The organism is Antarctobacter aquimaris (genome assembly GCF_900184945.1).
GTDB lineage: Bacteria > Pseudomonadota > Alphaproteobacteria > Rhodobacterales > Rhodobacteraceae > Maliponia > Maliponia aquimaris.
The window spans coordinates 22,034-35,314 of the sequence record NZ_FXYF01000017.1 but is presented as its reverse complement, the minus strand read 5'-3'; the positions used below and the strand labels follow the sequence as shown (position 1 = coordinate 35,314).

Here is a 13,281-nt window from a genome sequence, read left to right as displayed (position 1 = left end):
AATCCGGCGTTACGCGTTTGACAATTCGGCGTCGTAGCCTGCGGCCTTGATCGTGGCCGCTATCTGATCGGGCGCCAATCCGCTATCGATCCGAACCTTTCGGTTCGCCAAATCGCATTCGACGGCTGCTGCCGGATCCGCGCCCTTTACGGCCTTTTCGATAGCCGCGGTGCAGTGGCCGCAGCTCATGTCAGGGACACTGAAGTTCATTTGGATCACTCCGCTCTTAACACCGACGTGTAAATGGGTGTTCCCCCCACTGGAAGGTCAAGAGAAAAAACAACTTCGCTTCAAGCTTGACCTTCCAGTCGCTGGAAGGGCCATTTCTACCTCAACTGTCTCGGTAAAGGAGTCGAAGATGCCTGAATCAAACCAGATCAGCCTGTCCGTCGAGGGCATGTCCTGCGCATCTTGCGTCGGACGGGTGGACCGTGGGTTGGCGGCGCTGGACGGTGTGCAGGATGTATCCGTCAATCTTGCCTCGGAAACCGCACGCATGAGGGTCGAGGATCCGCAGGTCATTCCTTCCGTCATTGAAGCGCTGGATCAACTGGGCTACCCGGCGCGCGCCGCAAAAGTGACGCTTTCCATCGACGCGATGTCCTGTGCATCCTGCGTCGGACGCGTTGACAAGGCGCTCGCCGCGGTTCCGGGTGTGCTGTCGGTCAACGTCAATCTCGCCGCCGAGACGGCAACGGTGGTCTACGCGGAAGGCGTCGTTGCGCACTCCGACCTGATTGAAGCGAGCAAAGCCATAGGCTACCCGGCCTGCGTGACCGAGGCCAAGTCGTCGGGCGACAGGGTCGCAAGGAAGGAAGAAGAGGCGAAGGACCTTGCAGGGAAGATGAGTATGGCGGCGGCGTTGGCCCTGCCGGTCTTCCTCGTCGAAATGGGCGGCCACCTCATTCCGGCGGTGCACATGGCCATCGAAAACAGCATCGGCCAACAGGCAAGCTGGATCGCGCAGTTCATCCTGACCAGCCTGGTGCTTTTCGGTCCGGGACGCGTGTTCTACCTCAAGGGTTTTCCGGCGCTCCTCCGAGGCGCTCCCGACATGAACAGCCTCGTGGCAGTCGGAACCGGCGCTGCCTATCTCTTTTCCGTCGTCGCAACCTTCGTGCCTGCGGCGTTGCCTGACGGGGTGCGTTCCGTCTACTACGAGGCCGCAGCTGTCATCGTCGTTCTGATCCTGCTCGGTCGTTTCCTTGAAGCGCGCGCCAAGGGGCGTACAGGGGCGGCCATCCAGAAACTGCTTGGCCTTCAGGCACGCACGGCGCGTGTGCGCCGGAACGGCGAAACCGTCGAGATCGAGATCGACGCGCTGACACAGGGTGACATCGTCGTCGTCCGCCCGGGCGAGCGGATTGCAGTGGACGGCGAAGTGGTCGAAGGGTCCAGTCACGTCGACGAAAGCATGCTCACGGGGGAACCTATCCCCGTCGAGAAACGTGCCGGTGACGCGGTCACGGGCGGCACCGTCAACGGAGCGGGCAGCCTTGGCTTCCGCGCCACTCGCGTCGGTTCCGAAACCACCCTCGCCCAGATCATCCGCATGGTCGAAGAAGCGCAGGGCGCCAAGCTGCCGATACAGGGGCTGGTCGACCGCATAACGCTCTGGTTTGTTCCGGTGGTGATGGCGGTTGCCACACTCACAGTGCTGGTCTGGCTGGTGTTCGGGCCGTCCCCGGCGCTTACGATGGCGCTTGTGGCGGGTGTCTCTGTCCTCATCATCGCCTGCCCTTGCGCCATGGGGCTGGCCACCCCGACCTCGATCATGGTTGGAACGGGTCGCGCGGCGGAAATGGGCGTGCTGTTCCGCAAGGGCGATGCGTTGCAGCAACTCGATACGGTGGACGTTGTCGCGTTCGACAAGACGGGTACGGTCACCGAGGGCCGACCCGAACTGACCGACCTGGTCCTTGCCGACGATTTCGACCGGGCCGAGGTCCTTGCGAAGATTGCTTCGGTCGAAGCGCTTTCCGAGCACCCCGTGGCCGAAGCTATTGTCAGGGCTGCGCGGGCAGAAGGCGTTTCCGTCGCCGAGGCAGAGGATTTTTCATCGATTACGGGTTACGGTGTGCGTGCCGTGGTCGGCGGCGCCGAGGTGCTTGTCGGGGCCGACCGCTACATGAAACGGGAAGGGATCGACATCTCGGCGCTGACCGGCCGGGAGACGGAACTGGCGCGCCGCGGGCGTACCGCGCTTTATGCTGCGATCGGCGGCCGGATTGCCGCGGTGATCGGCGTTGCCGATCCGGTCAAGCCGGCGAGCCGGGCGGCAATTGCCGCACTTCATGAAATGAGTTTGAAAGTCGCAATGATCACTGGCGACAAGCGCGAGACCGCAGAGGCGATCGCGCGTGAGACAGGCTTCGACCACGTTGTCGCGGGCGTACTTCCCGACGGAAAAGTCTCGGCACTCGATGAATTGCGGCAAGGCGACAAGCGGATCGCCTTTGTTGGCGACGGCATCAACGATGCCCCCGCGCTGGCCCATGCCGATGTCGGCATTGCCATTGGCACCGGCACGGATGTGGCGATCGAGTCTGCCGATGTGGTGCTGATGTCGGGTGACCTTCGAGGCGTGGTGAACGCGTTCGAAGTCTCGCGCCGTACGATGCGCAACATCCGGCAGAACCTGTTCTGGGCATTCGCCTACAATGTCGCGCTTATCCCGGTCGCGGCGGGCGCGCTTTACCCGGTTTTCGGACTTTTGCTGTCGCCGATCCTTGCAGCTGGTGCGATGGCGTTGTCCTCGGTCTTCGTGCTCACGAACGCCTTGCGACTGCGCCGCGTCGCCCCGGTGATGGATGAGCGGCGTGATGTCTCGGGCTCCTCGTCATCGGTCATCCCGGTTCCAGCAGAATAAAGGAGGTCACAGATGAACATTGGAGACGTCGCTCGCCGGTCGGGCATTCCGCCCAAGACCATCCGCTACTACGAGGACATCGGGCTTGTTCGACCAAACCGCAGCGAGAATGGCTACCGCGCCTTTTCCGAGAAGCACGTGCACAAGCTGGCTTTCCTCGGTCGCGCACGTGCTTTGGGCTTCACCATCCAGGATTGCAGGACCCTTCTTGAGTTGTACGAGGACGAGAACCGCGAAAGCATGCAGGTCAAGGCCGTGGCGGAAGAACACTTGCGCCAGATCGACGAAAAGATCGGGAAACTGCAGTCGATGAAGGCGACCCTGTCTGAGCTGATCGACAAATGCGCCGGAGATCATCGGCCTGATTGCCCGATCCTTGCGGACTTGTCGCCGAACAACCCAAGTGCCAGAGACTGACGAAGCAGAACGGACCAGGCAGCCGCGCACCAAGCATTGCTGGTGCGCGGCAATTTCTTACTTCTGCATTTCGGTCACGGTCAACTTTCCGTTGACACGCTCTGCAACAAAGCTGATTTGGACTCCTTCCGAGAGCCCCTCCAGCATTCCTGCATCTGCCAGTTCGAAAACCATCTTCATGGCCGGCATGTCGAGATTTGCGAGAGGTCCGTGGTCGATCGTGACCTTGTTCCACTTCGTGTCGATCTTGGTCACCGTACCGCTAGACATCGCGTGTTCGCCATCGGCAATGGCTGCGCCTGCGGCAAGGAGAAGGGCGGTGCTGATTGCAAGGAGTTTGTTCATGGGTTGCTTCCTGACTTTGATTTGAGAGTTCATTCGATGATGAGGCTGCCGTACATCCCGCCTTCGTAATGGCCAGGCAGCAGGCAGGCGAATTCAAACGTTCCGGAATTGTTGAATGTCCAGAGGATCTCGGCCTCTTCGCCGGGCTCGAGGCGCACGGCATTCGGATCGTCGTGTTCCATCTCCGGGAACTTCGCCATCAGGTCTCGGTGCTCGGCGTTCTTCTCGACCGTGTCCATGACGAACTCGTGGGTTTCCTCCCCCTTGTTCGTAATGATCAGGCGAACGGTTTCACCCTTTGAAAAGGTCAAAACCGAGGGTTCGACCACGAACGGCCTGTCGCTGTCGTAATCTTCCCCAAGTATGACATTGATGGTACGGGCCGGTTTTTCGCCGTGCATGGCGGGCATGCCGACCGCCATTTGACCGCCTTCGTGCCCCGGACTGGCCAGAACCATCGCCGGGAGGATTGACGTTGCCAAGGTAAGTCCCATGGCCAGAAATCCAGTTTTCATGAGCGTGTTTCTCCTGTGCTCGTTGCATCAGCCCCATCGCACTCCGCCGCGCGGAGTGATTTCGGTTTTTGGACTGGTGTTGCTTGCGTGTTCGGGCAATTCGCCCGTCCACTCATAGGCTTGCGTTCCCGGCGGGTTCTCGTACCAGCCCGGATCGCTGTAATCGTCGGGCGCGATGCCCTCGCGCACCTTCACGACACTGAACATACCGCCCATCTCCAGCGGACCGTAGGGGCCCCAGCCGGTCATCATGGGGACGGTGTTTTCCGGGATCTCCATCGACATCTCGCCCATATCGGCCATGCCCGCGGTGCCCATTGGCATGTAGCCGGGCTGGTGACGCCGGATCATCTCCGAAAGGCGCCGTTTGTCCGCGCCGATAAAGGTCGGGATCTCGTGGCCCATCGCGTTCATCGTGTGGTGCGACTTGTGGCAGTGGATGGCCCAGTCGCCCTCGTGAACCGCGTCGAACTCGTACGCACGCATAGCCCCTACCGGAATGTCGATCGAGACCTCGGGCCAGCGCGCTTCTGGCCTGACCCAGCCGCCATCCGTGCAGGTCACTTCGAAATCGTACCCGTGCATGTGGATCGGATGGTTGGTCATGGTCAGGTTGCCACACCGGACACGCACACGATCCCCCTTGTTGACGACGAGGGGGTCGATGTCCGGAAAGATCCGGCTGTTCCATGTCCACATGTTGAAGTTCGTCATTTCCGCGACGCGCGGAATGTAACCGCCAGGATCGATGTCGTAGGCCGCGAGCAGGAAGGCAAAGTCGCGGTCGACGGGCATGAAGGCTGGGTCGCGCGGATGGACGATGAAGAGGCCCATCATGCCCATGGCCATCTGGACCATCTCGTCGGCATGGGGATGGTACATGAAAGTGCCGGATTTCACCAGGTCGAACTCGTAGATAAAGGTCTTGCCCGGCGGGATCGCCGGGTGGCTCAACCCGCCTACACCGTCCATTCCCGAGGGCAGGATCAGCCCGTGCCAGTGCACCGAGGTGTGTTCGGGCAGGCGGTTGGTGACGTAGATGCGTATGCGCTCGCCCTCCACCGCCTCGATGGTGGGGCCGGTCGACTGGCCGTTGTAGCCCCAAAGCCGGGCGATCATGCCGTCCGCCATGATCCGCTCGACGGGTTCGGCGACCAGATGAAACTCCTTGACGTCTCCGTTCATCCGGTAGGGCAGGGACCAGCCGTTGAGCGTCACGACTGGGTTGTAGTCGAAACGGTCGGTCGGGCGCGGCGGCACCTGAGTGTAGGGGCTGTCGGTGAATGCAGCCTCGGGCAAATCGCGAAACCGGGTCTGTGCCGCCCCCGCATTGGCGAGAACCGCTCCTGCTCCGGCAGTCAAACCCGCTCCGAGAACTTGTCTGCGATTGATCATTCCTTGTCCTCCTCATTGCCGTCGACAACTGTTCCGCCAGCGCCGCCCCAGATCGCGGCGGTCACCTCTGTTTCGGCCAGCCAATAGTCACGCTTTGCCACTGCCGCACCGATCTGGGCCTCGAGACCGTCACGCGCGTCCTCGAGCAATTCGAAGGTCGAGGTGATCATCCCGCTGTAAGACTTGAGAGATTCTTCATCGATGGTTCTGCGGAGTGGCAGAACCACGTCGCGCCAATGTCGCGCGATGGCGTGTCGGCCGGTTACGGACTTGTAGGCCATCCGCGCCTCGGCACGCGCGTCGATCGCCTGCTGCGCCAGGCTGTTTGCAGCCCGCAGATAATTCATCTGCCCGCGCTTCGACTCTAGGCGCCCGGTGTCGTAAAGGGGAATTTCGAATTCAACCGACAACGCCGGACTTACTTCTTTATCCCCGTCGGTGACCTCGGCCTCCAGACCGGCGGCCAGCGCAACATCCGAAATCATGCGTGTTTCGCCAGACAGTCGATACTCGCGTGCCACGGCTTCAAGCTCCAGCATGCCCACTGCGAGATCCACACGGTTTACCAATGCCAGACGTTCGATATCGGCGGAGGCACGTGGCCGGCTTGGCAGGCTCGGCAGGGCGTTGGGGACGAATACCTCCGTCTCGCTTCCAGAAAGTCCCATAAGCCTGATCAAACGCTCTTTCGCGAGTTGCGCTTCGAGACGGGCTTCGGATCGCTCTGCGGCCAAAACCGCAGTCAGCGCGTGTTCACGCGCTTGATCGGCCTTGCTCATAAATCCTGTGCGCCCAAGTCGAGAGGCAAGCTCAGACGCAGCGTCAGCTGTGTTTTGTGCCTCAGCGATAAGTGCGGCTTTTTCAAAAGCGCCAACCGCCTCGATCCATGCACGGCGGGTTTCGATCGCGAGCGCAATCGTTTCGGATAGAGCGTTGAGCTGCGCTTGCCGGAAGCGAATTTGCGCGATTTCCGTCCGCGGCTTTCGGGTTGCCAGATCCAGGATGGATTGCGTGACCAGAGATTCGAGAGACCGCGTCACGTCTCCAGCAAGTCCGGAAACAGATACGCCGACCGAAGGGATCGGCCCCATGGCCACTTCCCAGAGCTCCGTCGAAGACAACCCCAGATCGGCAAAACTCGCCTGCAATGCGCGATTGTTCATGATCGCAACCTGCACAGCGGTATCGGCATTGATGGTTTTCTTGTGCACCAACCCGTGAACACGCTGGTCCAGAGCTTGGATCTCGGTAGCGGACAACGCCCATTCCGGCGAAGCCCCGACCGCCCGCTGCGCTCCGGTCTGTACCGTATCGAATCCCGCCCGATTCTTGCTGGCAATCTGGACGATCGAGGTTTGCGCACAGGCGGACAGCAAAAGCGCTGTACTGATCGCTGCAACCGTCTTCATCTTTTCTCTCCGGATTGCGCGTCGTTCAGACCGCGCCAATCGGCGGGGTCTTCGATCCGGTACGCGGTATAGTCCACGCCGGGCGCCGGGCGCACTTGGGACACGACAACAGGGTTTGCGGCCACAATGAAAGCGGTCGCATCGTTTAGCTCGGCCACGGATGCACACCCGGCAGCGAGCAGCGGCAGCATTGCCGCAGTCAGTTTTTTCACTTGGTATCCTCGACGATTCAGATGCTATGGGCCATAGCGGCAAGAGCGCTGGCTTCAGTTCGCATCAAACGCGAGGTGGCCGCCTGAGCCCTTCGGGTGCAGGCATGGACACGAGCGACGTCGAGTCCCACGAATTGTCCAATCGCTTTACCAAAAGCTCGGAAAGCGCCTGCGTAGGCAGGTGCAACACGCCTGTCGTGCATGCGTGATTTTGGCAGTGGGACATTTGGCGGTCGGTTTTATTGTCCGACAAGTCATGCCCACCATGAAGGTCGGTCGTATCGATTCCGACTGTATGCTGCACATGTGTCGCGTCGAGGCAACTGATCATGGCCGATGCGTTCGGAGGTGCTAACAGCACCGCCAACAGCGCCGACAGCGCCAACAGATGAAGGAAAAAGGTGCGAATCACACTCATGCTGGGTTATCGATACTGTGAGCAATCCGACCCCACAATTCACAAGTTCGTTGCAACGGGCAGGACCGCGCGGACACAGACAACTGCCAAAAAAATTGGCAGAAAATCGTGCCTGAATTTGCCGTTCAAAGCCCAGGCTCATAACCAGAATGCTTGGACAGGCATCCAGATGCCCATGAAAATCATCATCAGGTTCTCGGTCAGTGAAATGAACCCGAGTGGAACCGCGCTGTCGCCTCCGACGCAGGCGCATTTCAGTTCGCGTCGTTCGATGTAGACGGCCTTGAACACACTGATCGCTCCGACCGTCCCTATGAATAGAGCGACCGGGGCCGCAATCCATATCAGCGCTCCCGCTGTCATGAGGATGGCGGCGAAGGCCTCGCCAAACGGATAAAGCTTACCGTATGGCACCCAGCGTTGCGCCAAAAGGTCGTAGTTGAGGAACATCAGCGAAAATCCCTCGACATCCTGAAGCTTCTGGATCGCGAGGATGGCCATCGAAAGGGAGATGAACCATTCGAAGCCGCGCGCTGTCAGCGGTGATCCGTACTGTTGCCAGGAAAAAGACAGCGCCAGCAATGCTGCCACAGAGAAAATGGCAATCACTGGCTGGTAGGTCGTCCCGTCCTGTTCCTCCAATGGTGCGTCGATGTCGAAAAAGATCCGCAAGTCGTCATACCCGCCAATCCGCTCTCCATCGATGAATGTCTGCGGCGTCGTGGAGACGTCATGCTGCTCCATGAAGGCGAGGGATTCTTCGTGCGATTCGAGAGGGTGGTCTTCGACGCGATAGCCCTGCCTCTCCACCAGGTCCTTCGACTTCAGGCCGAAGGGGCAGATATGCCCGGGCATGACCTTTCGATAGATCTGCGCGATCTTGGTCTCGGGATCTTTTGGCATGTCGACCTCCTTATCCGGCACAGTTGTATTGCCCGCGAAACCCTGCCTCGTATGCCTGCCCAGCCGACACGACGAGATCGTAAAGGCCATTCTCGGCCTCTCGAATCTCTGCGGACAGCGGCGCTTGCGAGAATATCTTGTCAGAGCTTGCGTTCAGTCGAACGAGGTCGCCGCTGATCTTGATCAGCGCGATCTGGTCGCCGGCGTCGCTGCCTGTCACAAGAACCGCGGGACTGCCCTCCGTATAGGTGAAGCGGCATGTGCCGGCGTCCGAGAATACTTGGGCGACGTCATCCTCCGTGAGGAATTCCGGATCGACCTTGGCGACAACCTCCGTGCGCAGCGCCTCCCCAGCGCTGACCACCGTGGACTGCGGCTCGGGCGCTGGATCCGCGACCTCGCCATTGGCGTCGATGTCCGCGATCAGGTAGCGCATCTCCGCGATTTCCTTGTCCTGCGCATAGATGATGTCGTCAGCCAACGCGCGCACACGCGGATCGGTGATCTCGGCCCGCGACGAGGTCATGATGGCGATCGAATGATGCGGGATCATGGCCCGCATGTAGGACCGGTCCTGAACGGTCACCTGGCTGCGCACAAGCCAGAGCGTCAATCCGAACACGAGCGCGGCGCCGACGAAGATCCCCGTATTGACCTTTGAATCGGTGTACATCGACAACATGAACGCCAGCATCACGATGGACATCGCTGCACCCATCAACGCGGCCATGTAAGCTCGGGTTTCCGAGAAAAAGACGTGCCCGACCAGGTATGTGTTCAGGTACATCAAACCGAACATCACCACGGTGGAGGTGGCAATCATCAAGAAGAATCGCGAATAGTGCATGTTTTCCCTCCGCTTAGGACTCTGTTTGCAAACAACATTCCAGCGCAGGAAGGTTCCATTTCGGCGCCGGATTCGTGCCGTTACGGCAACAAGCCGGCCGCACGGGGCCCCTCTCACAGGATCGTGAGTGTTACCTGGAGGGCGGCCACTTTTTCATGTTGTCGAAGAGAGGTGTCGTGATGATATGGCTGAATCGCCGAAAGTTTCTATCAACGTCTGTGGCCTGTATCGCAGCCCCGAGCGGGTTGTTCGCTCATAGCGTCCAACTGCCGGACCGCTTTCTGCCGCAACCTGTGGACACTGGCCAGAAGGACTGGTTGCCCGGAGATGTCCACGTCGTCCCGGACGATTTCTTCCTGTACTTCATGCTCGATGAGGGCGCGGCAATCCGCTACGGAGTGGGGGTGGGGCGCAAGGGCTTGTATCAACCGGGAGAGTTCACCGTAGCCCGAAAGGCGAAATGGCCTTGGTGGCGGCCAACCGACGCCATGATCCGCAGAGAGCCCCACAAGTATGCGCGCTACAGGGGCGGCATGAAGGGAGGGCCGAACAACCCGCTCGGTGCCAGGGCGCTCTATCTTTACAATGACGAAGGTCAGGACACCTACCTGCGCATACACGGCACCAATGCGCCCGGAACGATCGGTTCCGCCGTCTCGAACGGTTGTGCCCGTCTGACAAACGAGCACATCAAGGATCTGTACGAACGGGTTGATGTGGGCGCGCGTGTCTATCTTCATCCCAAGCTGACAACCGCGTGATCTCCGGGTCCGTGGCTTGAACCCCGCGTTGGGGGGATGGCACAGGCAACCCGAGACGCGGGCGAGCCGCGGCGATGTGCTGGAGACATCGGGATGCGATTGACCAGAAGAGGCGTCCTGGCTGGCGCACCGGCGTCATTTGTCGCCACCCGTCTGCCTGCGGCCACCGAACGTATCACACTTGTGCCGGGCAGCATCGACACGCGGATCGCCGGACGGGATATCCCGATGCTCGGTTTCAACGGAAGCCTGCCGGGTCCAACACTGCGGTTCCGGCAAGGCCAGGCGGTCGACATCACGTTGAAGAATCGCCTTGACGACGGTGCCCTTGTCCATTGGCACGGGCTTCGGCTTCCCAATCGTATGGATGGCGTCAACGTCCTGACACAGGACGTCGTCGCGCCGGGCGAGAGTTTTCAATTCCGGTTCGACGTTCTGGACGCGGGCACGTTTTGGTACCACTCGCATTACCTGTCCTACGATCAGGTCAGTCGGGGGCTTTTCGGCGCTTTCATCGTTGACGAGAAAAATCCGCCTGCCGTCGATCACGATATCGTCGTCCAGTTCTTTGACGTGCTGCTCGATCAGGACGGAAACTACGATGAAGCGTTCCGCGCCGACCAGTTCTCGACCGTGGGCCGGATCGGGAATGTGGTGACGACTTACGCTTCAGTAGACAGCGTCAAATCTGGGGATCGTCTGCGATTGCGGCTGATCAATCCGTCCATCGACCGGATTTATCGCCTGCGTCTTTCCGGATTGGTTGGCCGGATCGTGGCATTTGACGGCATGCCCTTGTCCGAGCCGATGGAACTCGAGACCGTTCTTCTTGCACCCGGACAACGCTGCGACGTCATTGGTGACGTGATCGGCCAGATCCTTTTCAAGGATGTCTGGGGGCCGGGCGAAACCGATCTGGGCGAGATCGTCGTCTCTGGTGCGCGTCCGCCGACGACGGAACCCATCAAGCCGTTGCCACCAAACCCGACCCCCCACGAACAAGACCCGTCACGGTCGGTCGAACTCGTGTTGCAGGGCGGAGCCGGAGGACGCCCCCATCGTGGCACGGGGACCTGGGCGCTGAACGACGCATCGGGACTGCCACGGCAACCGTTCCTGTCGGTGCCGCGGGGAACCACGGTCGAAATCTCGGTTCGGAATGAAACCGGTTTCCCGCATGTCATGCACCTGCATGGTCATCATTTCCGGGAGCGCGACCCCTCGGGGACACTTGGCGCCTTCCGCGACTCGATTTTTCTCGACATCGGCGAGCAGAGGACCATGATCGTGACACTCGACAATCCTGGCGCCTGGATGTTGCACTGCCACATGTTGAGCCACCAAGCCGACGGAATGGCAACCTGGATCCGGGTCGGATAAGAGCGGCCCCAAGGCCGGAGCGCAATCCGGATCAGCGACAGGTCACGCTGACCATTTCGATGTAATCAATGGTCATCCTTCTTGTCTTCCCCGTGATGGTCGTCCTCGCGTTCATAACGAAAATCTGCGCTGTTTCTTTGCATCATGGACGAATGCGATGATGTCGGCGAGTTGCTCGCCGGTGAAATCGATCTGGCCGCCAAGTTCATCTTCCTGAAGCGCGACCATCGCGCCCGCGCCGCGCCACATGCGGGCGGCAAACTCGAACGGGTTCATGACGTCGTCCATGAACTCGGCATCAAGCATCGGGGCATCTTCCCCTCCGACCCCGTTGATCGAATGGCTGACGACACAGCCTTTCGATGCAAACAACTCCCTTCCGCGTGCAGCATTCATGGTCGGCATCATCAGGCCGGGTGCCATCATGTCTACGGACGTCATCATGTGCTTGCCGTTGTCATCCGCGAGTGCCGTCGTACCGGCGAGGATCTCCAGGCTCAAAAAGGCCAGAACGGCATGTTTCATGAGAAGTACTCCTTTCGTTGGGGATTGGCGGGGTGATCCCGCCGATCACGCGCCCTGCCAAACGGCAGGCCGCGGGAAGCGGCCGGGCGATGGCCGGTCGCGATGAAGAGGGCCGGTTTTGGGCCCTCCGAAGCAGGAAAGCCCTGCATCAACCGCGCTCCACCGTTTGGCCGCAAGCGGCGGGCGCAGAAGAGGTCGGTCGCCACGATCCAGGTGGATCGATTTGTGCCGCGATAAGGCTTTGCAAGCCCCAAGAACGACAGGACCCGACGGCGTCGGACCAGGTCGGAGCGATTTCCGGAGACCATCATTGCGTGTCCCTCCCGTCGGCAAGGCCGCGATCCGTGCGGGTTCGATCCTTTGATCTCGCGCCCACTTCGCCGCGCCAGCACATGTCGCAAACGGCGTCTCCATGGGACAGCGTCCGCGGTCGGGAATAGTGCCCGCGCCTCCCATCCCCGGCGATCAGGTCTGCCCCGGGCCAGTCGTAACGGCACCAGCTCTGCCGGAAGGCCTCGAGGTCGCCCCGGTCTTCGCTGCGGGTCAGTGTCCGGACGAAGGTCTGCGGCGGGCAGTGGGTGAAATGCGTCGAGATCCCGGATGCATCCTCGCTGACATGCACCTCGTATCCGGGCGCGCCCGGTGCGTCGAACGGGAACCGCAAAAGGGTTCGGATGGTCCGCCGCAGACGTTTGGCCGGGTCGCGGGTCGTCAGCCGGAATGGCATAGAGGAGAGCGCGAGCATCTGCGAATAAAGCAGCCAGCCGGCGTCCGCCAGCGCGCTTCGGGCAGCTTCGACGGTCCAGCCCGCATCCAGAAGGACCCGGTAGCCAGCCGCCGTGAATATGGCGAGTTCGACCATGAGCCGGTTCCCGACGCCCGGAAGATCCGCGAGAGCGGCGTGTTCGCGCAGGCGAACGGCCATCGGCTCGACCCGTGCGGAAATGGCGTCGATTTCGTCGGGCAGGAGCCTCGCCGAACCGTCCAGTCCCGGGATTTCACGGGTCGACAGCACCGCGCGCATCGCGGGGCGCAGAGCCGCCAGAATGCAGGTCCGCGCCAGGCGCCAGCCTATCGTGTCCGTAGCAGAACTGCGGCGGCATGTCCTGAGCCCGGTCCAAACGAGGCCTGCCACGAATGTCGCCAGCGCCAGGAAAACACCCGACAGGACTGGCCGCCAGTCCGCTGTCGCAGCGGCGTAGCCGACGAGAACTCCGAGCGCCGCAGCGCTCAGGCTCATCAGCAGGACAACGGATGGCTCGCCTCGTGGCATGGTCCCAGCGTA

14 protein-coding genes are annotated in these 13,281 nt (G+C 60.9%); 4 read left to right on the top strand and 10 right to left on the bottom strand.

All coding sequences use genetic code 11. The features are described from left to right. Window positions 1-9: 9 nt before the first annotated feature. Window positions 10-210, bottom strand: coding sequence for a heavy-metal-associated domain-containing protein (locus MAA8898_RS21805; RefSeq protein WP_094023146.1), 201 nt, complete (start codon window positions 208-210; stop codon window positions 10-12). Between the two features lie 148 nt (window positions 211-358). Between MAA8898_RS21805 and MAA8898_RS21800 the strand changes: the two genes are divergently transcribed. Together MAA8898_RS21800 and cueR are read left to right on the top strand one after the other, a co-directional pair. Then, on the top strand, window positions 359-2,869 hold the full coding sequence (locus tag MAA8898_RS21800; RefSeq protein ID WP_094023145.1) for a heavy metal translocating P-type ATPase: 2,511 nt from the start codon (window positions 359-361) through the stop codon (window positions 2,867-2,869). 12 nt (window positions 2,870-2,881) lie between these two features. Continuing rightward, a complete protein-coding gene (gene cueR / locus MAA8898_RS21795; protein WP_094023144.1) occupies window positions 2,882-3,286 on the top strand; it encodes a Cu(I)-responsive transcriptional regulator in 405 nt (134 codons plus the stop codon). Window positions 3,287-3,343: 57 nt separating this feature from the next. Here the strand turns inward: cueR and MAA8898_RS26905 are convergent, their stop codons facing one another. The 7 genes from MAA8898_RS26905 to MAA8898_RS21765 form a co-directional block, all read right to left on the bottom strand. Further along, window positions 3,344-3,631, bottom strand: coding sequence for a copper-binding protein (locus MAA8898_RS26905; protein WP_245853553.1), 288 nt, complete (start codon window positions 3,629-3,631; stop codon window positions 3,344-3,346). 29 nt (window positions 3,632-3,660) lie between these two features. Continuing rightward, window positions 3,661-4,146: a cupredoxin domain-containing protein gene (locus tag MAA8898_RS26900; protein ID WP_245853547.1), complete on the bottom strand. Its 486-nt coding sequence runs from the start codon at window positions 4,144-4,146 to the stop codon at window positions 3,661-3,663. A gap of 27 nt (window positions 4,147-4,173) precedes the next feature. After that, entirely contained in the window at window positions 4,174-5,541 is a 1,368-nt protein-coding gene (locus MAA8898_RS21785; RefSeq protein ID WP_094023143.1) for a multicopper oxidase family protein, read from the bottom strand. Beyond that, a complete protein-coding gene (locus MAA8898_RS21780) occupies window positions 5,538-6,950 on the bottom strand; it encodes a TolC family protein (protein ID WP_094023142.1) in 1,413 nt (470 codons plus the stop codon). Before MAA8898_RS21780 ends, MAA8898_RS21785 begins: the two co-directional genes overlap by 4 nt. Next, on the bottom strand, window positions 6,947-7,162 hold the full coding sequence (locus MAA8898_RS21775; protein WP_141194916.1) for a hypothetical protein: 216 nt from the start codon (window positions 7,160-7,162) through the stop codon (window positions 6,947-6,949). The genes MAA8898_RS21780 and MAA8898_RS21775 overlap by 4 nt, the downstream gene beginning before the upstream one ends. 556 nt (window positions 7,163-7,718) lie before the next feature. Then, the gene (locus tag MAA8898_RS21770; RefSeq protein WP_094023140.1) at window positions 7,719-8,483 is read right to left on the bottom strand and encodes a MauE/DoxX family redox-associated membrane protein; all 765 of its coding nucleotides are present in this window, start codon (window positions 8,481-8,483) and stop codon (window positions 7,719-7,721) included. A gap of 10 nt (window positions 8,484-8,493) precedes the next feature. Further along, a complete protein-coding gene (locus tag MAA8898_RS21765; RefSeq protein ID WP_176445273.1) occupies window positions 8,494-9,330 on the bottom strand; it encodes a DUF305 domain-containing protein in 837 nt (278 codons plus the stop codon). A gap of 179 nt (window positions 9,331-9,509) precedes the next feature. On the opposite strand from MAA8898_RS21765, the gene MAA8898_RS21760 reads away from it, so the two are divergent. Then, window positions 9,510-10,091: a L,D-transpeptidase gene (locus MAA8898_RS21760; RefSeq protein ID WP_094023194.1), complete on the top strand. Its 582-nt coding sequence runs from the start codon at window positions 9,510-9,512 to the stop codon at window positions 10,089-10,091. Between the two features lie 93 nt (window positions 10,092-10,184). Further along, on the top strand, window positions 10,185-11,471 hold the full coding sequence (locus tag MAA8898_RS21755) for a multicopper oxidase family protein (protein WP_094023139.1): 1,287 nt from the start codon (window positions 10,185-10,187) through the stop codon (window positions 11,469-11,471). A 111-nt stretch (window positions 11,472-11,582) separates the two neighbouring features. Here MAA8898_RS21755 and MAA8898_RS21750 read toward each other — a convergent pair whose 3' ends face one another. Then, entirely contained in the window at window positions 11,583-11,996 is a 414-nt protein-coding gene (locus tag MAA8898_RS21750) for a cytochrome c (RefSeq protein WP_217900529.1), read from the bottom strand. A 307-nt stretch (window positions 11,997-12,303) separates the two neighbouring features. After that, window positions 12,304-13,236, bottom strand: coding sequence for a hypothetical protein (locus MAA8898_RS21745; protein ID WP_141194915.1), 933 nt, complete (start codon window positions 13,234-13,236; stop codon window positions 12,304-12,306). Window positions 13,237-13,281: the final 45 nt, after the last annotated feature.

What these genes read in the sequence shown, in the direction of transcription:
- MAA8898_RS21805 (WP_094023146.1), bottom strand. Translation starts at nt 210, where the DNA reads ATGAACTTCAGTGTCCCTGACATGAGCTGCGGCCACTGCACCGCGGCT.
- MAA8898_RS21800 (WP_094023145.1), top strand. Translation starts at nt 359, where the DNA reads ATGCCTGAATCAAACCAGATCAGCCTGTCCGTCGAGGGCATGTCCTGC.
- cueR (WP_094023144.1), top strand. Translation starts at nt 2,882, where the DNA reads ATGAACATTGGAGACGTCGCTCGCCGGTCGGGCATTCCGCCCAAGACC.
- MAA8898_RS26905 (WP_245853553.1), bottom strand. Translation starts at nt 3,631, where the DNA reads ATGAACAAACTCCTTGCAATCAGCACCGCCCTTCTCCTTGCCGCAGGC.
- MAA8898_RS26900 (WP_245853547.1), bottom strand. Translation starts at nt 4,146, where the DNA reads ATGAAAACTGGATTTCTGGCCATGGGACTTACCTTGGCAACGTCAATC.
- MAA8898_RS21785 (WP_094023143.1), bottom strand. Translation starts at nt 5,541, where the DNA reads ATGATCAATCGCAGACAAGTTCTCGGAGCGGGTTTGACTGCCGGAGCA.
- MAA8898_RS21780 (WP_094023142.1), bottom strand. Translation starts at nt 6,950, where the DNA reads ATGAAGACGGTTGCAGCGATCAGTACAGCGCTTTTGCTGTCCGCCTGT.
- MAA8898_RS21770 (WP_094023140.1), bottom strand. Translation starts at nt 8,483, where the DNA reads ATGCCAAAAGATCCCGAGACCAAGATCGCGCAGATCTATCGAAAGGTC.
- MAA8898_RS21765 (WP_176445273.1), bottom strand. Translation starts at nt 9,330, where the DNA reads ATGCACTATTCGCGATTCTTCTTGATGATTGCCACCTCCACCGTGGTG.
- MAA8898_RS21760 (WP_094023194.1), top strand. Translation starts at nt 9,510, where the DNA reads ATGATATGGCTGAATCGCCGAAAGTTTCTATCAACGTCTGTGGCCTGT.
- MAA8898_RS21755 (WP_094023139.1), top strand. Translation starts at nt 10,185, where the DNA reads ATGCGATTGACCAGAAGAGGCGTCCTGGCTGGCGCACCGGCGTCATTT.
- MAA8898_RS21750 (WP_217900529.1), bottom strand. Translation starts at nt 11,996, where the DNA reads ATGAAACATGCCGTTCTGGCCTTTTTGAGCCTGGAGATCCTCGCCGGT.
- MAA8898_RS21745 (WP_141194915.1), bottom strand. Translation starts at nt 13,236, where the DNA reads ATGAGCCTGAGCGCTGCGGCGCTCGGAGTTCTCGTCGGCTACGCCGCT.